This window comes from Frondihabitans sp. PAMC 28766 (assembly GCF_001577365.1).
Lineage (GTDB): Bacteria > Actinomycetota > Actinomycetes > Actinomycetales > Microbacteriaceae > Frondihabitans.
Genome location: NZ_CP014516.1, coordinates 36,324 through 57,714 on the forward strand (window position 1 = coordinate 36,324; position 21,391 = coordinate 57,714).

20 protein-coding genes and 2 pseudogenes are annotated in these 21,391 nt (G+C 63.1%); 16 read left to right on the forward strand and 6 right to left on the reverse strand.

Features of this window, described 5'->3' with window-relative positions; all coding sequences use genetic code 11:
- Positions 1 to 3: 3 nt before the first annotated feature.
- Positions 4 to 591: a hypothetical protein gene (locus tag AX769_RS24470; RefSeq protein ID WP_157887919.1), complete on the reverse strand. Its 588-nt coding sequence runs from the start codon at positions 589 to 591 to the stop codon at positions 4 to 6.
- Positions 592 to 717: 126 nt separating this feature from the next.
- Here AX769_RS24470 and AX769_RS22570 point away from each other — a divergent pair.
- From AX769_RS22570 to AX769_RS23485, 15 genes and pseudogenes are all read left to right on the forward strand, one after another.
- Positions 718 to 1,952, forward strand: a protein-coding gene (locus AX769_RS22570) for an IS3 family transposase (RefSeq protein WP_157887920.1) whose coding sequence is annotated in 2 segments (ribosomal slippage) — positions 718 to 1,027 and positions 1,027 to 1,952 — 1,236 coding nt in all. Because the reading frame shifts where the segments join, the coding sequence is not laid out codon by codon here.
- Between the two features lie 348 nt (positions 1,953 to 2,300).
- Entirely contained in the window at positions 2,301 to 3,491 is a 1,191-nt protein-coding gene (locus AX769_RS22575) for an IS30 family transposase (RefSeq protein WP_066284720.1), read from the forward strand.
- A gap of 13 nt (positions 3,492 to 3,504) precedes the next feature.
- Positions 3,505 to 3,735, forward strand: a complete 231-nt coding sequence (locus AX769_RS22580; RefSeq protein WP_066284721.1) for an integrase core domain-containing protein — start codon at positions 3,505 to 3,507, stop codon at positions 3,733 to 3,735.
- A 34-nt stretch (positions 3,736 to 3,769) separates the two neighbouring features.
- Entirely contained in the window at positions 3,770 to 4,021 is a 252-nt protein-coding gene (locus tag AX769_RS23475; protein WP_082764209.1) for a GAF domain-containing protein, read from the forward strand.
- 7 nt (positions 4,022 to 4,028) lie between these two features.
- Positions 4,029 to 4,412, forward strand: a pseudogene (locus AX769_RS22590) (ATP-binding protein); the annotation flags it as partial.
- 499 nt (positions 4,413 to 4,911) lie between these two features.
- The gene (locus AX769_RS22595) at positions 4,912 to 5,427 is read left to right on the forward strand and encodes a hypothetical protein (protein WP_066284725.1); all 516 of its coding nucleotides are present in this window, start codon (positions 4,912 to 4,914) and stop codon (positions 5,425 to 5,427) included.
- Positions 5,428 to 5,716: 289 nt separating this feature from the next.
- Positions 5,717 to 6,100, forward strand: coding sequence for a hypothetical protein (locus AX769_RS22600; RefSeq protein ID WP_157887921.1), 384 nt, complete (start codon positions 5,717 to 5,719; stop codon positions 6,098 to 6,100).
- A 504-nt stretch (positions 6,101 to 6,604) separates the two neighbouring features.
- Entirely contained in the window at positions 6,605 to 7,309 is a 705-nt protein-coding gene (locus AX769_RS22605; protein ID WP_157887928.1) for a GAF and ANTAR domain-containing protein, read from the forward strand.
- The gene (locus tag AX769_RS22610; RefSeq protein WP_369824125.1) at positions 7,306 to 8,064 is read left to right on the forward strand and encodes a GAF and ANTAR domain-containing protein; all 759 of its coding nucleotides are present in this window, start codon (positions 7,306 to 7,308) and stop codon (positions 8,062 to 8,064) included. The genes AX769_RS22605 and AX769_RS22610 overlap by 4 nt, the downstream gene beginning before the upstream one ends.
- A gap of 959 nt (positions 8,065 to 9,023) precedes the next feature.
- Positions 9,024 to 9,347, forward strand: coding sequence for a hypothetical protein (locus tag AX769_RS22620; protein ID WP_157887922.1), 324 nt, complete (start codon positions 9,024 to 9,026; stop codon positions 9,345 to 9,347).
- A 165-nt stretch (positions 9,348 to 9,512) separates the two neighbouring features.
- Positions 9,513 to 11,297 (forward strand): APC family permease, encoded by a 1,785-nt coding sequence (locus AX769_RS22625; protein WP_157887923.1) that lies wholly within the window; start codon positions 9,513 to 9,515, stop codon positions 11,295 to 11,297.
- Positions 11,294 to 12,166, forward strand: a complete 873-nt coding sequence (locus AX769_RS22630; protein ID WP_066284731.1) for a nitrilase-related carbon-nitrogen hydrolase — start codon at positions 11,294 to 11,296, stop codon at positions 12,164 to 12,166. The genes AX769_RS22625 and AX769_RS22630 overlap by 4 nt, the downstream gene beginning before the upstream one ends.
- On the forward strand, positions 12,166 to 13,395 hold the full coding sequence (locus AX769_RS22635; protein WP_066284732.1) for an ammonium transporter: 1,230 nt from the start codon (positions 12,166 to 12,168) through the stop codon (positions 13,393 to 13,395). The genes AX769_RS22630 and AX769_RS22635 overlap by 1 nt, the downstream gene beginning before the upstream one ends.
- Before the next feature lie 53 nt (positions 13,396 to 13,448).
- Positions 13,449 to 13,703: pseudogene (locus AX769_RS26190) on the forward strand (slipin family protein); the annotation flags it as partial.
- A 52-nt stretch (positions 13,704 to 13,755) separates the two neighbouring features.
- Positions 13,756 to 14,235 carry a GAF domain-containing protein gene (locus AX769_RS23485; RefSeq protein WP_082764212.1) on the forward strand — a complete coding sequence of 160 codons (480 nt, stop codon included), beginning with the start codon at positions 13,756 to 13,758 and terminating at the stop codon, positions 14,233 to 14,235.
- 147 nt (positions 14,236 to 14,382) lie between these two features.
- On the opposite strand, the gene AX769_RS22645 is transcribed toward AX769_RS23485, so the two are convergent.
- Positions 14,383 to 15,768 (reverse strand): IS1380 family transposase, encoded by a 1,386-nt coding sequence (locus AX769_RS22645; RefSeq protein WP_082764213.1) that lies wholly within the window; start codon positions 15,766 to 15,768, stop codon positions 14,383 to 14,385.
- Between the two features lie 279 nt (positions 15,769 to 16,047).
- Here AX769_RS22645 and AX769_RS22650 point away from each other — a divergent pair, with 279 nt between their 5' ends.
- Positions 16,048 to 17,127: a GAF domain-containing sensor histidine kinase gene (locus AX769_RS22650; protein ID WP_239452117.1), complete on the forward strand. Its 1,080-nt coding sequence runs from the start codon at positions 16,048 to 16,050 to the stop codon at positions 17,125 to 17,127.
- Positions 17,128 to 17,205: 78 nt separating this feature from the next.
- On the opposite strand, the gene AX769_RS22655 is transcribed toward AX769_RS22650, so the two are convergent.
- From AX769_RS22655 to gadC, 4 genes are read right to left on the reverse strand one after another with little or no spacing between them, the layout of a single operon-like run.
- On the reverse strand, positions 17,206 to 18,381 hold the full coding sequence (locus tag AX769_RS22655) for a permease (protein ID WP_066284738.1): 1,176 nt from the start codon (positions 18,379 to 18,381) through the stop codon (positions 17,206 to 17,208).
- A gap of 32 nt (positions 18,382 to 18,413) precedes the next feature.
- Entirely contained in the window at positions 18,414 to 18,797 is a 384-nt protein-coding gene (locus tag AX769_RS22660; RefSeq protein ID WP_239452112.1) for a VOC family protein, read from the reverse strand.
- A 24-nt stretch (positions 18,798 to 18,821) separates the two neighbouring features.
- Complete coding sequence (gene glsA, locus AX769_RS22665; RefSeq protein ID WP_066284741.1) at positions 18,822 to 19,808, reverse strand: glutaminase A; 987 nt, start codon at positions 19,806 to 19,808, stop codon at positions 18,822 to 18,824.
- Complete coding sequence (gene gadC, locus AX769_RS22670) at positions 19,795 to 21,375, reverse strand: putative glutamine/gamma-aminobutyrate antiporter GadC (protein WP_082764214.1); 1,581 nt, start codon at positions 21,373 to 21,375, stop codon at positions 19,795 to 19,797. Before gadC ends, glsA begins: the two co-directional genes overlap by 14 nt.
- Positions 21,376 to 21,391: the final 16 nt, after the last annotated feature.

The following is a 21,391-nucleotide window of genomic DNA, read 5'->3' on the forward strand; positions in this document are numbered from 1 at the left end:
GGTTCAGCCCGGTAACCGCGTGCCGGTAGTGTTCGACGCTTTTCTGGGTGAGCCCTGGGGCGTAGGCGATGATGTCGGGGTCGAAGAAGTCCTGGGTTCCGCCGTACCGGTAGGCGATGATCCAACGGATGAGGCGTGTTTGTTCGGCCTGGCTGAGCGGGGGAGCGCGGTGCGGGTGGCGGTGGCATGCGCGTGCAGAAGCGTGGTGATGATGTCGCCTTGAGCACCGGAGGAGTCATCGGATTTTAAGATCGCCCGTGTGCCAAGGGTGATGGCCCGTTCAATGACTGGGATCAGGGGTGCTGTGCCGCGGGTGGCGGCGTCTGCGAGCAGTTCGACGGTGTCGAAGCAGTTGTCCGCGTACTCGTTCGCCTGCCGGTAGTCGTAGAACCTCCGTCGCGGCGTCATTAGCTGATCCACGATCGCACGCAGGTCTACGGGATCGCGCCGTCGGGCTGCGCGTTGCACGGCTAACCAGTCGCCGAGCCCTGCCACGCGGGTGGCGGCCGCAGCGATGACATCTCGAAGCTCGTCGGCGTCGAGGTCATCAAGCCACATGGTGTCGGACGGTGCCGGATCGGGTGTGCCCACCCGCCCATTCTCGCCGATCCCGGGGCTGCTGTCGCGTTCACGCTGACTCCATCCAGGGTGGGGCCTTGACCCTGGATTTTGGACACGCTGATTCCAGCACGCTGCTGGGGAAGCGAGAATTCAAGGATGGCAAGGAAGAATTACACGGATGAGTTTCGTCGGCGGGCGGTGGAGTTGTATGAGTCGGCGCCGGGCGCGACGCTCAAGGGCATCGCCGTCGATCTCGGGATCTCCCGCGGTGCGTTGAAGGAATGGGTCGGCAACCTCGGCTCCGGGATGATCACCGTTGGTGCGTCGACGGTGTCGACGGCGGGGCGGCCGGAGTCGCAGTCGGCGCGGATCGTGCGCCTCGAGGCGGAGAACGTCGCGTTGACGGCCGAGGCTCGCAAGCTGGCGACGGAGCGGGACATTCTGCGTCAGGCGGCGAAGTATTTCGCCGGGGAGACGAACTGGTGAACCGCTTCCAGTTCGTCGAGGATCACAAGGACGCCTATGGCGTGAAGCGGTTGTGTGAGGTTATCGAGGTCGCCCGGTCATCGTTTTACGCGTGGCTCGCCGCCGCGCCGGGACGGTCAGCGAGAGTAGCGGCGGACGAGGTGTTGGCCGAACGGATCCGGGTGGTGCAGGACCCGGAGCAGGGCGGAGATCGTGCCTACGGGGCACCCAGGGTCACTGCTGACCTCAACGAGGGCGCGGCGCCCGAGGAGCGGGTGAACCGCAAACGCGTCGCGAGGGTGATGCGGGAGCACCAGTTGGCCGGGATCCGGCTGCGCCGCCGGGTCACGACGACGATCCCTGACCAGTCAGGGCGGCGGTTCCCTGATCTGGTCCAGCGGGACTTCACCGCGGCTGAGCCGAACCAGCGGTATGTGGGCGACATTACCTACCTGCCGATCGGTGACGGCAGCAACCTCTACCTCGCGACCGTGATCGACCTGTGTTCCCGCAAGCTCGCGGGTTGGCAGATCGCGGACCACATGCGCGTCGGGCTCGTCGAAGACGCCCTCCACGTCGCGGCCCACGACCGCGGCAGTCTCGCTGGCGCGGTGTTTCACAGCGACCACGGGTCGGTGTACACCTCGAAGGCCTACGTGACCCTCTGCAAGGAGTTGAAGGTGACCCAGTCGATGGGCGGGATCGGGTCAAGCGCCGACAACTCGCTCGCGGAGAGCTTCAACGCGACCCTCAAACGCGAGCTCCTTGAAGGCCGGCCGACGTTCCCCGACCAGGGCACCGCGTACCGGGCCGTGTTCCGGTGGGCGAACCGCTACAACACCCGCCGCCGCCACTCCGCGATCGGCAACATCAGCCCGAACGCCTACGAAGCAGCCCTGTCCGCTAGCCTCACCGAAGCGGCATAACCGAAATGACACCGTGTCCACAATCCGGGGCCAAGGCCCGTGGGGTGAGTGTCTAGGCGGGGATTCGTCGCTCCCGGAGTTCTTGCCAATAACAGCCGGGTTGCCGTCGTCGGGTAGAGAAAATATTGCCCGGACGGTGCAGGCCCTTTCATCCCGACCGTGCCCGCGTCGAGGTAGTGAGTTCCGGCGCGGCTCAGCCCTCGAAGCGGCCCCGCTGCGCGACCTCAACCTGTCACCTAACCGTGCAGCAGCCCCGTCTACGTCGATCATCTCGAGTGTGGCATCAAGTCATGAGGGATCTCGGGCGGTTTCTACCGGTCGTTGCGAATCTTCGAGAAGGAGATTCACATGCCCCGTGGTGGAGCGAACCGTGCCAGTCTCGCCGTGAAGCGGCGGTACTTCGAGCTGATCAGGCAAGGCCTGTCCGGCTATGCCGCGTCGACGGAGGTGGGTGTGTCGCTCAGTTGCGGGTCGTTGTGGTTCATCGACGCTGGCAGCGTGCACGTCCACGAAATTGCCCCCGTCAATCCTCGATACTTCAGCCAGGACGACCGGATTGAGATTGCTGAGGGGCTTGCTGCTGGTGAAGCGGTGAAAGGCATCGCGGCACGGATCGGCAAGAGCTTCCAGAGCGTGTATCGGGAGATCTCGAGGAACCGGAAAGAGAACGGCCGCTACCAGCCGTGGTTCGCCCACAACCAGGCGCACCAGCGACGCCGCCGACCCCGCCGCCGACTATTTGAGGCTGATCTCAAACTTCGGGAGGTGATCGCTCAGAAGCTGCAGAAGCGGTGGTCGCCGGAGCAGATCAGTCGTTGGCTCAAGCGCCGGTATCCTCGCCGGCCGGGCTGGCATGTCTGCCACGAGACAATTTACGACGGCATCTATCGAAGCCTGATCGTCCCGGCAAACCCCGCGAATCTGCGGACCGCACGTGTGTATCGGCACCAGCACGGCCGGGGACGCTCGAGGACGGGGTCCCTGAAACAATCCACGACGATGAAGTCGATCCACGACCGGCCCGCGCATGTTGAGTCCCGCCGGTACGCCGGTAGCTGGGAGGGTGACCTCATCATCGGTGCGTGGCAACGATCCTCGATCATTACGCTCATTGACCGGCGCACCCGCGTGACAAAACTTGTCCGTGTGGGGGATGACCATTCCGCCCAGACCGTCGGGGATGCTCTGATCAGTGCGTTCCGACACTTGCCTGCAAGCCTGAGACGCACGCTGACGTGGGATCAGGGCAATGAACTGTTCCACCACCCCCGGATCGAGGAAGCTACCGGGATCAAGATTTACTTCGCGGACGCGCACTCGCCCTGGCAACGCGGCTCCAACGAGAACCTCAACGGGCTCCTCCGGCAATATTTTCCGAAAGGAACCGATCTCAGTCAATGGTCCCAGGAGCACCTCGACAGTGTCGCCCAGGAACTGAACGACAGGCCGCGGAAGGTCCTCGGAGACCTCACCCCACACCAGGCCATGCGACGCTTAGGACACACGAAACGAACACACCTCATTCGCAACGACCGCTAGAAACCGCCCCGTCATGGGGCTGTTCAAAAACGAAGCGATCCGCAACGGCTCACCGTTCCGGACGGGCGCCCTTAAGGGCCTCGCGGACGTCGAAGAAGTCACCTTCGACTGGGTCTCCTGGTACAACAACGACCGCCTGCACTCGTTCCTCGGCGACGTTCCGCCCGATGAATTCGAGGCCAACTATTACGCTGGTAAAACCGGCCCGTCAGCCGACGAAGCCGCCAACATAACGGCGGCATGAAAACCGGGACGGTTCAGAGTTCTGTGATGTCACCATCCGCCGAGACCGACAGTTCGTCGTCGAAGACGCCCTCACCGACCCCCGATACTCCCACTACAGCCTCGTCACAGGGGACCCCGGTGTCCGCTTCTACGCCGGCTACCCCATCGAGTCGCCCGACGGGCAACGAATCGGGGCCCTCTGTGTCATGGACTCCTGCCCCCGAACCTTCACCGACGAAGACGCCCAGCTTCTCCGCGGCCTCGCCCAGAAAGCACAAGAAGAACTCTGGCCATCCATCAGTTGAGGTCCTCATATCAGACCCACTCCCGACGATCCGAATAGTCGTCGATAAGGTCACGACCGCGGCAAACTAAGAGCAGCCCAGCTATTAGGGGGTTCTTGGCCGAGCTGTTGTTGGCCGAGTGCGACGACCGCGACCGTCGGTGCTCCGTCCGCCGCGTAAGTGCGGCCGGGTTCCCCGGGATAAGTGGCTCGGGCACTGCGAATTTGACGCGAACACGAACATCAACCTCGCGACCATCAACACCCTCGCCACCGGCGACTGGGTCCGGCGCGGCCAGCTACTGTGCCTCATCGGTGATTCCGGCACCGGCAAGTTGCATCTGCTCATCGGCTTCGGCACCGCGGCGGCCGAGAAAGGGTTCCGGGTCAAATACACGCTCGTCGCCCATCTGGGCGTTGGAGTCCGGATTGCCCTAGAACGGGGGCCGGGATCGGTGTAGCGTCGGGAACGGTCGCCCCAGTCCTAGGTCGCCAGATCAGTGCGTGTGTTCCGTCTGACTCTGTGCGGAGGGTTCGCTCGCGCATTACCATCACGTTTCTTCGTTGGCGGTTTGGTGCCGCCTCGTAGCCAGGAAAACTGCTGGTCGGCAACTTAGGCGAAATCTGGAACTCGCCGCCCACGCCCGCCCTCACCGCCCGTTGTCGTCACGTTCGTGTTGACCCGGTGGTTTCCGACAACCCCGAGCGGCGGCGACACCGGCCGCCGCATCGATACCGACCCGTTGACCGTGCGTTCCGTACGCCGTGACGGCAGGCCCGAGCTTTGGAAGAGAGCACACAATGTTCGCTCCACTCACCAACACCACATTCGCCCACCCGGTCCCGGTTCGAAATGTCCCGACCGATCGTGACGCCCGGACCGAAGCCGATCGGACGAGCGCCCGGAATCGGATGAAGTACATCGCGTCACAGTTTGCGACCACGGACCAGTCCGCTACCGGGGTGGAGATCGCGGCGGCGTTTCATGATTACGTCACGGACTCCGACGACACTTTCGCTTCGCTCCTCCTGGCCCGACCTGCCGGGCGACGCCCGGGAGTGCCTGCGCTGGCCTTCATCGCGGAACCGGAATGCGGGACAGTGTTTGTTGCCCGGCACATCGCGGCCGCTCTCGTCGCCCACAACTTCGTCGCCGTGTCTCTTCTCCGCACCGACGATCCGATTACGACGAGGATGATCCGGGTCTTGGAAGACATCGTCCCGGACGTGTTCCTCGCGGTCTCAAAAAACGGTCGCGACGTTTGGGATGGTGTTCCTGCGGCGAGTGTTGTCGCCGTCCTGACGCCGACGGGCGTCTTCTTCGAGGCTCGTGAAGCCGTCCGGTTCGACCCCAGCCTGTCGCCGTCCGCCGCCCGCCGCACCCTCGTCGCCACTTACACCCCACGACGCTCTGAGGTTGCCTGGTAAGCAGTCGCCTCCGACGGCGTTCGTGAAGTACCTCCGTCCGCCGTTCACCGTGCCTGGCCCAATGTGCACGAGGACGGGGTGGGACCAAAGCCTCTGGCTCCGTCGAGCAAATGTCGTTTAGGTGGTCGTGTGAGTCGCAACTGTCGTGGACGTCTTTCTTTGAGTGCCGCGAGCGGTGCTGACATCCGTCGACCCGATCCTCGCTCACCGAATCCAGTTCACATTCTAGAATCGCAATCGGTTCAACCGCTCTTTGCACTTACCGGCTTACGGGAAAAAGGGGAACAGGATGGAATCAGTCAGTTCAGTGTTCTCGATGCTTTTGCTCGCCGTCATCGTCTTCGAGACGGTCATCAATATGAGGGTGCGGCAGGCCGTGCGGGGATCCCGTCAGCGCTACCTGCTGATGACTCAACGGAGGATCCTCAGTTGGACGGTCAACGTCGGATTCCTTCTCCAGGGCATCATCGGTTTCTTCCTCGGGCAGCCTTTGGCTGTCGTCAGTGTCATCTTCGGCGTCTGCTTGGCGTATCTGGAGATCAAGAATCACAAGGACGACGACGACTGGTTCAACGGCCGGATGAAGAAGATCTGGAAGAGCGTCAGGAAGGCTTTCACTGTCCGGATCAGAGTGCCCTCGCCGTCCTCTGCGCCTTCGCCCGTGTTCGGGTGAGGCGCAGGAAAAGTGATCGTGTGGGTGGGGATCCGTCCCCGAAAACAAGCATCCGCTGGACACCAAAGGTCGCTGGCCTCGCGGGTGAATCGTATCGGGGTTACCACCAGCAACAACGAGGTCAGCGTCGACCTTGCCTGGACCCTGTCCGGGCCGACACCGACGATGCCGGTGCGTGTGGAGAGCCTCGATCGAGGCTCTCTCCTCTGTCGACCTATTTTCTCGTTCACCGGCGTCGCGGGACTCAGGGCCCGACGGTCGTGCGGGACCACCCGACCGCAGGCGCCTCTTGGCCCACAGGAAGCTCTGGTGCTGAGCGTGATGGCTTGACGTGCTCAGGCCCACCACCCCGGTCGGACCTTCTGGCGTGTTGCCGCCGCGTTAGGGTGGGGTGCGGCTGGCACCCAGACCTTGCGCTCCGTGGCTGAATGTTTTCGGGAACGCTTCTGGTTGGAGACCGTATGAACTCTGCGACTGCACGGCTTCTGGATGCTGTGGTGTGTGATGGGTGATGGGGTTGTGTTCGCGGCGGCGGCGTCCGCGTTGTCTGCCGCGCGGGGGCGTGGTGATGATTTGTCGTCCCCGTTCGTGGTGGTGGTGGGGGTGACGGGGGCGGTGGTGTCGACGTTGGGGGATCCGTTGGGGTCGGAGACGTTGTCGGCCAGTGATGAGCGTGCGGCGCGGTTGGATGAGATCCAGATCGATTTGGGGGAGGGCCCCTGTTGGCAGGCCTTGTCGACTCGGCGTCCTGTTCTGGAGGCGGATCTTGGGTCCACGTCGAATGGGGGGTGGCCGTTGGCGTTGCAGGAGATGAGAGGTGCCGGTTTCGGTGCCGTGTTCGCGTTTCCGATGATCGTGGGAACGATCCCGGTGGGGGCGGTGGATTTGTATTCGGACACGCCCGGCCCGCTTTCTGAGACGCAGGTGCGGGATGCGGGCTTGTTGGCGGCGATCCTGGCCCGGAAGGTTCTGGGGTGGGCGTTGTTGACAGCTGACACGGTGGCCGAGGAAGGTGAGGTTCAGGGTGTGTTTTCGCGTCGGGAGGAGCATCAAGCGACTGGGATGCTCATCGCGCAGTTGCGGGTGAGCGCGGCGGATGCGCACCTGGTTTTGCGTGGGCACGCCTACGCGACCGGGCGGAGCGTCTTGGATGTGGCCACCGACGTCCTCAACCGGCACCTTGATTTCACCGACACACCCACCGTATGAACGTCACACCGATGAAGGACACCATGACTGATACTCGCGAGGCGCAACTCCTTCACACGTTCGTGACTTTGGCGGACTCGTTGGTCGGGGGGTACGACATCATCGATCTTCTCCAAACGTTGGTCGACCAGACCACCTCCCTGTTTGATGCGGCCGCGTCCGGGATCCTCCTCGGCCCGGATGACCGGAGTTTGGAGGTGATCGTGTCCACGAGTGAGCAGAGCAAGTTCATTGGTCTCATGCAGTTACGTGCCGGCCAGGGCCCCTGCGTGGAAGCGGTCACGACGGGGCAGGTGGTGTCGGTGGAGAATGTGGCAGAGATCAAGGACCGGTGGCCGCTGTTCGCTGAGGACTCCGCGGATTCCGGGTTCGTGTCCGTGCACGCGATCCCGATGCGGCTGCGGGACTTGACGATAGGGTCGTTGAACTTGTTCCGGAACACCGAAGGGCCCCTGAACGGTATCGATGCTTTAGCCGCGCAGGCTCTGGCGGATGTGGCCACGATCAGCATCCTCCAGGAGCGGACCATCCATGATTCCGCGCTCGCGCAAGCACAACTGCAACGCGCCCTGGAAAGCCGTGTCCTGATCGAGCAGGCCAAGGGGGTCGTTGCCCACACCCACAACCTCGACATGGACACCGCGTACCGGCTCATCCGCCACCACGCCCGGACCACGCAAACGAAACTGTCCCTCGTCGCCGCCGGGGTCACCGATGGAACCCTTGACATTCCGCTGAGCAGCCCCACGAAGTAACGGTGCACGCTCCCTGACACGTTAGGTAGTGGAGGGTCCTGGGTGTAGCGTTTTTCGTGGTTGCCCCGGTCCTAGGTCGCTAGATCAGCAGTTTCTGCATCTGAGCGAAAGGACACCGTGTGACGCAACCCCTCGAACACGTTTTGAAGATTTCCGCGGCCGTGCCGGGTACAGCTGGTGGGTCATGGTGAGCCTCTACCTCAGCGAGCCCGGTGTTCGCCCGTACCGGAACCAACGGTTGCGCGGGCGGCGATGGGTGTTCCGGGAGCGCGTCACAAATGCGCCACCCGTGGGGGTGCGGCCGTTTTCCTATGCCGACTTCTTCACACCCCAACCCGTGCAGGAACTGGAAGCACCGGCGGGATCGGCGGGAGGATGGGAAGACGGCGTCAAAGGATTCATGGTGCCCCTGCTGGTGGGAGGGAAGCGTGCCTTTGACCAGGTCGCAGCCGTCGGTGTGCCCTCCCGAACGGGGAGGGCGGTCGTTGCCGGTGACCGCCTTGCATCCACCCAGCTCGTGACGGTGGCGCCGCGTTCTGTGGGCGTCAGATGAGCCGCGCACTGTTTCTGCCTGTAGAGGCCTCATACCGGATTCGGCGTCACCAACGATCGCCCCGATCAGCAGAAACCGAATCCGTACCGCCGATCTCAGCACGGCGGGGGATCGTGCGGGGGCGCTATCTGGCGTGGGTGGTGCTGCTCGCCGCCGTCATTATGGTGTCGACGCCCGGGGTGGCCCCTGCCCTGGGCGGTCAGATAGCGGTAGGGATCAACGCTGTGGCGTGGTGCATCGCCACCCCCATAGTCGTGGTGCTTGTTCTCCGGGAGTTGTCTCGACACGGTGTGCGCGTCTTCCAGCACTCCGACACCACGCACTTCGACACCCCGCACCCACACCCAGTGTCGGTGCGGGCGTCGGGACCGGTGCGGAACCCGGATGGGAAATCTGACCATGGTGTGTGACCCGAATGGTGCGGCGATCATCCGTTTACGGCTCGATATCGGGCAACTGGCTGGACACGTCAGCCGCGCTGTCTTTTCTTCACAGCGCACACTTCAGGATCGAGATGATGCGCGCCCTGGATGATTTCGATCATCACCGGGTCGACGCGAGGGACACCCTGGCCCTCCTTCAGGACCTCAAGGAGCGTGTCGCGGCCGCGGCCGCTCCAGCGAACCCCCAGACGACCCCGTCGCTTGCTGCGTCCCGTCCCGGCGGTGCCGAGAACGTCGCCCCAATTGCTTCCATCGTCGTGAACCAGCCAGAGGAGAACGCCAGGTAGTGGCCCCAAGAGAATTTGGGGCTCCGAGTACGTTCAGCGCGGCGAGGCTGGGACTCTCGAATTCCGGTTGCGCCGCCGTGACGGAGAATCGTCCAGCCAGAACCCGTTCTGAGAGACCCGCATCCGCATGATTCCGAGGATGCGTGGGAAGGCGGGTTGCCCCTCTTGGAACTGGTCGGTTTCAAGAACGCGACGGTGACCAGGCCGGGCTCGAACCACGTTGACGCCGCGGAGATCGACCCGAAACTACCGCCGTTTCGCGCCGAAATGAGCCCAATGTGCTCTGAGCTCCAAATTCTCAGACGAATTCGCCGGTTGAGCTCTTTCCATGTCGCTTTGGGACTTTTGGCACTACAGCAGCCGGTGTTGCCGATGGATGCTTGGGCCATGACCACGTCGGCGACCGGCAAGACTGCACCTGCCACCTCAGCTCCCCCGTCCACCACGACACCCACACCGGGCAGTCCCAAGCCGGCGCTTCGCCGAGATCTGAAAACAACCGATGCGGCCGCTTTCTCTATCGGCCTGATCGGTCCGGTGGGTGCCATGGCGTTGCTCGGGACGGGGGCCGCAGCCCTTCTCGGGAAGGGCGCCGTCATGGCGTTCGTGTTCGCCATCGTCGGGGTGGCGTTCGTGGCCTACGGGTTCGTGAAACTCTCTAGCCACATCTCGAACACCGGTTCGGTGTACGCCCTCGTCGGGAAAACCATCGGCCCGCGCACGGGTTTCGTCGCGGGTTGGGCGCTGGTTGCGGCGTATGTGGGGATCGCTATTGGATCCACGATCGAGATCGGCCTGTTCTTCAATTCATTCCTCTCCCTGCTGCACATCGCGACGGTCCATGAATGGTTGTGGGAGGCCATCATTGCTTTGGCCGTCATCGGGGTGATGTCGATCCGCGAGATCAAGCTGATCACCCGCATCCTGCTGTGGATTGAGATCGCGGGAGTGGCACTCGTGGCGGGGCTCAGCGTCGTCATCATCGTTCGCCTTGCTATCGGGGCGGCGCCCGCAGGGCAGACCCTCAGTTTCCAGATCTTCACCCTCCCCGCCGGTACGGGAATCGCGGGAATCGCGGGGGCCGCCGTTTTTGGGTTCCTCGCCTTCGCCGGATTCGAGGGCGCCGCGGCCCTCGGCGGCGAGTCTTTGCATCCCAAGAAGGACATCCCGCGGGCTATCATCATCGCCGTCGCCCTCGTCGGAGTGTTTTACATGCTGGTTGTCGCGACCCAGTCCCTTGGCTTCGGTGTCTCTGCGTCCGGGGTGAAAGCGTTCCAGAGCACCTCGACCCCTTATGGCGATCTCGGCACCGCGTATATTGGCACCGCGTATGCGGCCCTGTTGAACCTTTTAGCGAGCATCAGCCTGCTGGCGATCACCGTTGGTACCTTGGCTGGCGCGGCCCGGGTGGCTATGGCGCTTGCCCGTGATGCGAGCCCGAAGAGTCCTCTGATTAAGGTGAACAAGTTCGGCTCCCCAATGGTGGCTCTGGGTGTCATTGCCGCATTTATCCTTATCGCCATGGTCGGTCAACGCTTGACGGGTGTCGATGAGAAGGATGCCACGTTCTATTGGCTGACCGTCGGAACGATCGCGTTGCTGGTCGCATACGCGCTCGCGACCGCCGGCGCTTTGAAGTTCCTGTTCTTCACCGGGGCACGCAAAGCGCCCCGATGGCAGGTCGTCGTCCCGATCCTCGGACTTCTTGTTGTGCTCTACACGATCTACACCAACGTCGTCGGAGTCACCGGGGTGTACGCCTGGTTCCCCTGGATCATCCTGGGATGGCTGATCATCGGCTTCGTGATCGTCCAGTTCGTGCCCGGCGCCCGCGCTCGCGTGCGAACGTCTCTCGCCACCGAGGACGACCCCGACGCCACCCCGACCGACCCCAAATCGCCTACCTCACACACCGCTAGCAGTACCACCTCCGGAGGAGACCACTCATGACCGTCATCGCCTGCCACCAGCTCGCCCCCACCATCGCCGACCTACCCGCGAACCTGACACTTGCAACAACGACCGTGCGTGAGTCCGTCGCGGCCGGTCACCGGGTGATTGTGATGCCTGAGCTCACTCTCTCGGGATACATGCTGACCTCAACCGAGGAAGCCCGGGGGGTCGCAATCACACGCGAACACGCTATCTTCGCGGTGTGGAGCCGGCTGCTGGCCCCGATCGATGCTGTCGTCATCTGCGGGTTCGCCGAGGCAGGCGAGGACGGGCACGTCTACAACAGTGCCGCTGTTGTCGATTCCACCGGGGTCCTCGCCGTGTACCGGAAAACGCACCTTTGGGACAAAGAGAAACTGATCTTCACCCCCGGCGCATCCACCGCACCGGTGGTCGACACCCCCGTCGGGCGCCTCGGGATCCTGATCTGCTACGACCTCGAATTCCCCGAAATGACCCGAAGCCTCGCCCTTCGGGGAGCTGAACTGATCGTCGTTCCCACGAACTGGCCGCGAGAGGTGGTCCCCGAAGGTGAGCGGGTGGAGGAGATCACGAAGGCGATGGCTGCCGCGAATACCAACCATGTCGCCATTGCGTGCTGTGACCGTGCCGGGCTGGAGCGGGGCCAAGAGTGGAACGAAATGGGAACCATCGTCGATGAAATGGGGTGGGTCGTCGCATCCGCAGATAAGGACGGCCTCACCACCGCGGACCTTGACCTGACCCGTGCCCGGGACAAGACCGTGACTCCGCTCTGCGACTCCTTTGGCGACCGCCGCCCTGAACTGTACGGTGCGGTCACCGATCCGAAGGTCACGGACGGGCTCGACATCTTCACCCGCCTGGACGCCCTCCAGCACGCCTGATGCACGCCGATACCGGCGACACGGCCTGGGTGCTGCTCTGTTCCGCCCTCGTGTTCGTGATGATCCCCGGGCTGGCACTGTTTTACGGCGGTCTTGTCCGCTCGAAGAATGTCATCACCACGATGGTGCAATGCTTCGTCGGTGTCGCCGTCGTCGGAGTCGTGTGGATGGCCGTCGGGTTCACCCTCGTTTTCGGAGCCGATGACGGAGGCCTGCTCGGAAATCTTTCCCACACGATGCTCGCGGATGTCGGGGCGACCCCCACCGCGCTAGCACCGATGATTCCCGCGTTGGCGTTCTTCGCATTCCAGATGATGTTCGCCGTCATCACCCCCGCGCTCATCGCGGGCGCGTTCGCTGAGAAGATGACATTCCGCGGCTACGTTCTCTTCACCGGCCTCTGGTCCATTGCCGTCTACGTGCCCCTCGCACACTGGGAATGGGGCGGCGGGTTCCTGGGTGCGAAAGGTCTCGGCGCACTGGATTTCGCCGGTGGCGCAGTTATCCACGAATCCGCCGGCGCGGCAGCGCTGGCCGCGGCCATCTACTTCGGCCGTCGTACGAAACCCGTCACACGCCCCTACAACACCCCCATGGTCCTCTTCGGCGCCGGAATTTTATGGTTCGGGTGGTTCGGCTTCAACGGTGGGAGTGCCCTCACGGCCGGACACGTGGCCGTCACCGCTGTCGTGAACACCCAGTTGGGTGCCTCCGCGGGCCTCATCGTGTGGATGATCATCGACTGGATCAGGCACCGGAAACCATCCGGTATCGGGATTGCTACCGGCGCCATCGCGGGACTTGCGGCCATCACCCCCGCGTCGGGATATGTCGCCCCGTGGGCGGCCCTGGTCATCGGCGCCACCGCCGGCCTGCTCTGCCACCTGGCCGTGCGACTGAAAAAGCGTCTCCACTACGACGACGTCCTCGACGTCGTGGGTGTGCACATGGTCGGCGGCTTCGTCGGGGTGCTCCTGACCGGGATATTCGCCAGTCTTGCAATCAACGCCGCCGGTGCTGCAGGCGGGTGGGAGCAACTCGGCAAACAAGGTGTTCTCGCCTTCACAGCCCTGGTGTATCCGTTCGCCATGACGATGCTGATCCTCTGGGTCACCGACCATCTCGTCGGCCTCCGCGTCACCGACGCCGAAGCCGCCGAGGGCCTTGACCTGTCCCAACTCGACGACCTCCCCGAACCGGTCGCGACCGCTACCCCCTCAGCCTGGTGACATCAACACACACCTGGTCCTGCCGTGAGGACCACCGCCGCGGAGGGTGAGTTCTTGCTGCTGCGGCTCTGGCTGAGGCGTCGGACACGATGATGGCGCATCCGTTGGCGTTGCAGTTGCGGAACCGGCAGACCCTGGTCGAGTCGGGGGTCGACAAGAACACCACGGTGGTGTTCCCAGCGCCGCTCATGAGCACGATCAGCGAGTAGGCGTCGTTCCTTGCCAAGGAGACCAAAACAGCCGAAAAATTCAACGCCGCCGCCTCGGAGGCCCCTGCGCCTGTCAGCCCGGTGCTCCAGAAGTACTGAAACGGCTTCGCTTGCATAGCTTTGCAGGCGTTGTTGCCGGAAGGATGATGTCATGAATGCGCCGAATGGTGTGGCCTCACCAGACGGCCCGACTTCGGGCCTTGATCAGGTCCCTGAAAGCTCGTCCGAGGGTTTGTTGGATACGGAAAAGCGTTTGCGCAGTCTTCTCCGCGCTAATCGTGCGGTCATTGAGCAGCTCGAGTTGCCAGTGGTCCTTCGCACCATCGTTGAGTCGGCTCTTGAACTCGTCGGCGCCCGATATGGCGGTCTTCGTGTCACTTCCGACGAGGGCGGCCTGGACGAGTTCGTCCATGTCGGAGCGGCCCCCGATGCACCGTCCAGGATCGGCCGTCAACCTCAGGGTTTAGGGGTCTTGAGCGCTATTCACGATGAGGGAAGACCGGTTCGTATCGCCGATATCGAGAAGGATCTGCGTTTTATGGGCTTCCCCGACGGGCATCCCCGGTTCCATTCGTTCCTCGGGGTTCCCATCACTCGTCGGGGGGCACCATTTCGGTACTCTTTATCCTGAATCCACCGATGTTTCTGGGGTGGGTGGGGTCGCGGGGTGGGTGAGCGTCGGGGTGCGGGTGGGTGCGGTGAAGCCTGGGGCCTTGCTGCCCTGATCGTTCCACTGCTGGTTCCTAGTCGCGCCGTGATGGCTGGTCGGACGGGTTGATCAGCGTCGGGGTGGCCCTGTCGTGTGAGCGAACAGCGCGGTCCAGGCGGCCTCCCAGGGCCAGGCGTGGGGCAGGTGCAGGCGGATGCGGCGTCCGGAGGACGCGACCCTGCCCGGGACGGTGATCAGTTTCCGGCGGATCGTCGCGGTGGTCGCTTTCGCCAGAGCAGCACCAGCAATGGTTGCGGCGGCTCTGGTGAGGTTGAAAGCGATGACGGCGAGGACCAGCCAGGCGGCGTTCGCGGTGAAGATCCCCGACGGCAGGTGCGCCAGCGCGGAATGCTTCAAATCCGCGTTGACCTGCTCGATGATCGCGTGCCGACGGTGCACCTGGTCCGCGGTCACCGTGTCCAACGTGCTGGTGGTGAAGAACGCGTGGAACCGGTGCGTGTCAAAGAGCGTCGGATGCTCGAGATCTTTCTTGTTCAGCTCCGGGATGCGCCGCACCACGAGCCGACCTGGGGTGTGGTCTTTCTTCGTCCGGGAGGTGAATGCGGTGAAGGGGACCTCGGCGACCTCGGCGTGGGAGATCAACGCGCCGGTGTCCTCATCGATGATCGCGTTGGGGTATTCGATCGGGGTCCACGCGTTCTCCGGGATGGTGGCGATCGCACGTTTCACGGCCGGATCTTGCCGGGCCGTGACCGACACCGCCGCTCCCGCTTTCCGGGCCGCGTTGATGGTCGCGAACCCGTAATAGGCGGAGTCCGCCCGCAACAACACCGGGGCCGACGAGGCCCCGGGGAGGCGGGTGACGGTCTTCAGCGCGTCGGCGACGATCCGGGCAGCACCGCGTGGTGACCCGGACGCCCCCTTCCGCAACCGTTGGCCGATGATCACCGGGGCGCTGGTGTCGGTGGACACGGTCGCCAGGAGTGCGTTGAGGCCGCGGACCCCGGAGTATCCGAACCCGGCGCCCTGCTTCTGATGCCCGTGCACCTCGATGATCGTGTCGTCCACATCCACGAAGACCATGCCTGCGCCGGAGGGTTTCGGGACAAGGGGTGTTTCCCGGGCGAGGCCCACGAGGAGCCGGGAGGCGACGGCGTCGAGTTGGCGGACATGCCCGAACGTGAACTCCCGCAGGAACGACCCCAACGTCGACGGCGCATAACAGGCGGTGAAGAGCTTGCCCGTGCCGCCGTGACGCAGCAGCGCCATGTCATCGATCGAGTCTGCACCGGCAACCATCCCCGCCACCAGGGAGGAGACTTTCAACCCAGCGTTGGCACCCTTGTCCGACGGAACCGTCAACCACTGATCGGCCAGGCTGCGAAGACCGGCGGTCTCGGCCAGCCGCATCACCGGGAGCAGCCCGGCGGCCGACACGAGATTCGGGTCATCAAATGACGCAGCAGCAGCCCTGGCGGCGTGAGAAACTTGCACCTACGAGATGCCTCTCTTATCGGGCGAATAGGACTCTGAACAAGCTCTATTTTCCCTGATCAGAAAGGCATTCTCCGTTTAACGCGCCGCTCTCAACTCAACGTCCATCGGTGGATTCAGGTTTATTGCGGCGAGAAACTCTCCGGCGAATTCACCCTTGACGACGAAGAACTTCTCACCGGGCTCGCTTTTACTGCTGGGATCGCCATCCACAATGCCCGCCAGTTGCTGGCGACCCGCCAGCGGGAACGCCGCGCCGATATGTCGGCCGAGATCGCAATGTCGCTGGTTTCGAACGAACCGGAGGTCTCGCTTCGGCTCGTGGCCGACAGCGTCGCCAGTCTCACGCGAGTCGACCTTGTCTGCGTCGTGGCCGAAACAACTGAAGGTACCCTGATCATCGACCCGGCCCGAGGCCCCCTCGCCGAAGGCCTCGAAGGCCTCCACATCCCAGCGGACGGCACTCAGATCGCCGCCGTTCTGCATGCCCAAGTTCCCTTTGTGAGCGCCGCCTTGGACATACTCGTCGGCACTCCCCACGCGCGGACGACGGGGCCGATCATGCTGCTGCCTCTTTTTAGGCAAGGACAATCGATCGGGGTCCTCGTTGTTGCTCGGGCGCCGGGCGGTGCACCTTTCTCGGAGTCTGAGCTCGAGACGATCGCCATGTTCGCTCGGCATGCCTCGCTGGCGATCGACGGCGCCCGGTTTCGAGCCGAGCGCCGACGCATCGAGACTCTGCAGGACCGTACGCGCATTGCGCGAGAACTCCACGACCACGTCATCCAGAGCATCTTCGCCGCTGGCCTTGACCTTCAGGCGATCCTCCGGAAATCGTCCGATGTTGAGTTGAACAAACGGCTCGATCGCCCCATTGACATGCTCGACACGGTGATCTCAGAAATCCGAACTGCTGTCTTCGCCCTCAGGCCTGAACAACCTGGCGGGAATTTCTCCTTGCGGCGAAAACTGGTCAACCTTGTCACCGAGCTCGGTGGTCTCTTTCCAGAGACTCCCCGTCTGACCCTCGCTGGTCCTCTCGATCTGACGATCGACCCTGTCCTGGGAAACGATGTCGTCGCCGTCGTTCGCGAACACCTCGGGAACCTCAGCCAAGAGGGACAGGCCACGAAGGTGTCCATCGGGGTGTCCGTCACTGTTGACCAGGCCATCGTCGAGATCGCGGAAGACGATTCCAGGGAAGATACGGCGACGAACTCCCCACTGCTCGAGAGTCTCAAAGAGCGTGCGAATCATTGGCGCGGGTCGCTGCTGCTCGAGCAGGGAAAGCCGTCAGGAACTCGTTTGACCTGGATGGCGACGTTACCGACGCCGCGTCGAGGAGGGACTCATTCGTGACAACGGATTTCCCCTAGAGGACCCAAGAGTGGGCGTCGTCGTCTCGTCGAACCAAACACCTCACGTAAGCCTCGCACGTCACTCCGCGTCGTGAACGCGCTCGTCCTGGTGCTGCTCAGCGGGCCCGCCCATTTTTCGGAGCATGGGCCAGGAGCCGCTCCGGATGAACACAGCGAGTAGCAGGGCGGCGAGGGCGAGGAACCCGATATTGAGCCAACTGGTGTAGTTCCAGGTGATCGACGAGGTGACGATGCTGAGGTGCCGGTTGGTGGGCACGAGGCCGAGCGGGGTGAAGATCAGCTCGACAAGGTAGCCGGCCGCGACCATGGCGCTATAGAAGATGGCAGTGATGCGGATGGCAGCTTTGGCACCGTAGTACTTCTTGTAGATCAGAAGGATCGGGATGATGATCAGATCGGCGAAGATGAAGCTGACTACTCCTCCGAAACTGATTCCACCGTTCCAGAGTACGGCGGCGAGGGGAATGTTCCCCACGGAGCACACAAAGCTCACCATCGCCAGGAGCGGTCCGATGAGAGGGTCGACGAGGAACGCCAGAGCTGGGTTCCCTTGGACGAAGAGGGCTCGAAGCGAGGCCTTCGGCACCCATGCCTCGAAAGCGCCAGCGATGCCGACGCCGATGACGATGTCCCTGAGGACCGAGGCCCAGTCCATGATGAAATAGCGGGACACGGACGTCATTCCTGGCCGGGAGAAGAGCCGCTTCCAAAATTCGTTATCTCCGCCGATGGACATGTCCATGGCTGCGTGCCCCTCCATTGATCCGGGCAGTCCCTCGTTGGCATGGTTCCGGGCGGCGTCTTGAATTTTCCCGCGCATCCATAGTCGAAAGCCGAGCGCGATCAGGACGATCATGATCGGGCCGCCGACAAATTCGGCGACCGTGAACTGCCACCCCATCACGAACGCCAAGATCAGGCCGAGTTCTACGACGAGATTCGTGGAGGCGACCTCGAACGCCATCGCCGCTGACAGGCTCGCTCCCTTGCGGAACAGGGCACGCGCGAGAGCGGTCGCGGCGTAGGAACAGGAGGAGGACATCGCCCCAAGCCCTGTGGCGACGGCGATGGCCCGGGGGGAGTCGTCGTCCATGAGCTTCGTGATCCGCTCCTTGCGGACGACCGCTTGGATGACTCCGGACAAGGCGAAACCGAGGATCAAGGGCCACAGAATCTGCCAGGCCATTGATCCGGAGGCGGCCAAGGCGTCACCGATCTCAGACGCGATGAACATGACAGGCCTCCGTCACGGCTACTCGGGGATGGTTACCAGTCATAGATTCGGGCGATGATCTCGGTCCGGGTGGTCTCATCGGGCCCGGGGAAGGAAACGAGGATCGGAACCTGGTCGGGGCCGACCCCTTCAACCAGGGTGAAGGCATCGACCGTTGTCCGAGTCGCATGCGCCGATTGGGTGCGGAGGACATTTTCACACCGCATGAGGTCGTCGGGATCGGTTGCCGTCCAGATCAGATACTGGATTCCGACGCCGCCGACGGGGTGCGGGGCCCGATCACCGAGCGCCCGAAGGTACAGCTGATCGTGGTCGGGAGTCCGAAAGAGCGCCGCGCTCGAGGAGAGTAGGGAGGGTTTGACCCCGAGCAGCTCTTCATAGAATCCGCGTGAGCGCTCAAGTTCGGTGACGAACATAACGGCGGAGGAAAGACGCATTGTTCAGTCCCCGATTGTGGTCAGGACACTGGCGGGTTCCGGGATCACCGTTCGGGGACCGTTCCGGTAAAGGCTGAGGTTGAGGGTGCGCGTGATCTGGGTGATCGCCTGCTGTGCGCGGACACTGTTGCCTCGCTCGTCCAAGGGAGGTGAGTACGCGGCGATGGCGAGGACTCCGGGAACAACGGCGACAAGGCCGCCGCCGACACCGCTTTTGCCGGGGAGGCCGACACTGTATGCCCAATCGCCGGAGGATTCGTAGAGTCCTTCCATCGTCATCTCGGCGAGGATATGCGGAACGTTGTCCGCTGTCACTGCCTGGTGCTGGGTGGTGGGGTTGATGCCACCGTTGGCGAGGGTGGCGCCGATGACTGCGAGGTCGGTGGTGGTGATCAGGGTGGAGCATTGGCGGGTGTACACGTCACAGACCCCCATCGGGTCCGCGTGCAGGTATCCCGCAGCTTGAAGCAGCCAGGCGATGCCTTTGTTGTGGGCGTTGGTCGCCTGCTCGGAGTCGTTGATCATGTCGCTGAGGGTGAGTTGTCGACCGGCGAACGTGCTCTGACCCTCGAGGATTGTCACCCAGCGGTGTTCGGCGCTCTCGGCGGGGATCAGGCTGGTCGCGGACATCGCGCCCGCGTTCACCAATGCGGACATGGGTTTATTACCGTGGAGGGCGAGAGCCATCACTGAGTTGAATGGTAATCCGGTCGGATCGGTACCAACTTTGCCGTGGAACTCCTCCGCACCGATGGCGTCCATGGCCAACGCCATGCTGACCACTTTGGAGATCGATTCGATGGCGAATTCGACGGTTGCGTCTCCGGCGGTGAAGGTGTCGCCACCAGTCGTGACAACACTGATGCCGAACAGGGTCGGATCCACAGTGGCCAGGGCAGGAATGTAGTTCGCGTTCGCTCCACCGCTGGTGTCCTTGGCCTGGATCCAGGCGTTGGCGACGGCTGTGGCGATGGCGTCAGAGGCCAGCATGGGTGGTGCCCTTTTTCGCGGTGCCAGCTAACTCATGGGGTGCTTTTGCCGACGTGGCCACGGTTCCCGGTGCGTGGTTTTCCATTTCCCAGGTAAACGGAGCGAAGTCGCTTTCGGGGTCGCGCCAGCTGGGGCGGCGCACCTGGTAGACGACGAACGGGACAGCGACGAACACCACTGTGAGAACGGCGAGCAGCCCGACATAGAAGACCGGGCTGCCGACGTCGATCTGGTTCGGGGGGATGAAGCTGAAGAACATGGCGGTGAGTGACCCGACGAAGCCGACGCCGGCCACAACCCACATGCCGACTTTTCCGCCCGGGACGCGGTAGGGGCGGGGCCTGTTGGGTTGCCTGGAGCGGAGCCGGATGGCTGCGGCGAACATCAGCAGGTACATCACCAGGTACAAGATCACCGTCAGTTGGCTGAGGATCTGATACACGGATTGGACGGATGGTAGGACCACGAACAAGGTGGCGAGGACGGTGACGATGATCGCTTGGCTGATCATAATGTTGGTGCCCATCCCGTTTTTGTTCGTCTTCTGGAAGAAGGGGGGAAGGTTGCCTGCTTTGGCGACGACGAGGAGGCCGGAGGAGGGTCCGCTGATCCAGGTGACGATTCCGGCGAAGACGCCGATCGCCAGGGCGACGGCGATGATGGACCCGGCCCAGGGGATGTGTGCCCAGGTGAAGAGGTCGTTGTAGGCGGTCAGGAGGCTCTGGGTGAGGTTGATGCTTTTTTTGGGCACGATGAATGCCACCGCAAGGGTTCCGAGGACGAAGATCACGACGGTGCTCAGGGCGGCGATGAACAGCGCGATGGGGTAGTTCTTGGTCGGGTTCTTGACCTCTTTGACGTGGATGGCGTTCATTTCCATGCCGGCGTAGAAGAGGAAAATGCTGGCGGCGAGGACAACGTTGCCGAAGTTGGTGAAATTCGGTACGAGCGCGGAGGCTGAGAAGGTGACTTGCGACCGGTTCCCGGTGATGACGTAAGCGAAACCAAGGACGATGAGGATGCCGACGGGGACGATGGTGCCGATCATCCCACCCCATTTCGCCACCCGCGCGAACGCTTTCGCTCCTTTCAAGGCGATGAACGTTGCCAGCCAGTAGACAGCGAGGACGATGGCAAGGATGAAGATGCTATTGCTGGCAAGGGAGGCATCGGCGGTGTGGTCGGGTCCGATGTATGCGAGGGCGACGGCGCCGAAGGTTAGGGCGGTCGGGAACCAGATGGTGACTTCGAGGACCAGCATGAACATTGCCACAATCGCTAGGCGTCGCCCGAACGCTTCACCGACCCACCGGAAGACGCCACCTTTTTCGGGCCACCCGGTGGCGAGTTCCGCGGCGACCAGGGCGGTCGGCACAAGAAACAGGATCGCGGCAAGGACGTAGTAGAAGATCGAAGCGAGGCCGTACTCGGCGATTGAGGGGAGACCGCGCAAGCTGACGACGGCGACGATGTTCAGCATCGCGAGCCCGAAAATGCTGATCGATGCGGCCTTGGTGGCCTTACTCTTTGGGGGCGAGGCCAGGGGTGTGTTCGTTGCCGTAGACATGAATGTCTTCTGCTTT

Coding starts and splice junctions, on each gene's coding strand:
- AX769_RS22575 (WP_066284720.1), top strand. CDS start 2,301: ATGCCCCGTGGTGGAGCGAACCGTGCCAGTCTCGCCGTGAAGCGGCGG.
- AX769_RS22580 (WP_066284721.1), top strand. CDS start 3,505: ATGGGGCTGTTCAAAAACGAAGCGATCCGCAACGGCTCACCGTTCCGG.
- AX769_RS22595 (WP_066284725.1), top strand. CDS start 4,912: ATGAAGTACATCGCGTCACAGTTTGCGACCACGGACCAGTCCGCTACC.
- AX769_RS22600 (WP_157887921.1), top strand. CDS start 5,717: ATGGAATCAGTCAGTTCAGTGTTCTCGATGCTTTTGCTCGCCGTCATC.
- AX769_RS22605 (WP_157887928.1), top strand. CDS start 6,605: ATGGGTGATGGGGTTGTGTTCGCGGCGGCGGCGTCCGCGTTGTCTGCC.
- AX769_RS22610 (WP_369824125.1), top strand. CDS start 7,306: ATGAACGTCACACCGATGAAGGACACCATGACTGATACTCGCGAGGCG.
- AX769_RS22630 (WP_066284731.1), top strand. CDS start 11,294: ATGACCGTCATCGCCTGCCACCAGCTCGCCCCCACCATCGCCGACCTA.
- AX769_RS22635 (WP_066284732.1), top strand. CDS start 12,166: ATGCACGCCGATACCGGCGACACGGCCTGGGTGCTGCTCTGTTCCGCC.
- AX769_RS23485 (WP_082764212.1), top strand. CDS start 13,756: ATGAATGCGCCGAATGGTGTGGCCTCACCAGACGGCCCGACTTCGGGC.
- AX769_RS22650 (WP_239452117.1), top strand. CDS start 16,048: ATGTCGCTGGTTTCGAACGAACCGGAGGTCTCGCTTCGGCTCGTGGCC.
- AX769_RS22655 (WP_066284738.1), bottom strand. CDS start 18,381: ATGTTCATCGCGTCTGAGATCGGTGACGCCTTGGCCGCCTCCGGATCA.
- AX769_RS22660 (WP_239452112.1), bottom strand. CDS start 18,797: ATGTTCGTCACCGAACTTGAGCGCTCACGCGGATTCTATGAAGAGCTG.
- glsA (WP_066284741.1), bottom strand. CDS start 19,808: ATGCTGGCCTCTGACGCCATCGCCACAGCCGTCGCCAACGCCTGGATC.
- gadC (WP_082764214.1), bottom strand. CDS start 21,375: ATGTCTACGGCAACGAACACACCCCTGGCCTCGCCCCCAAAGAGTAAG.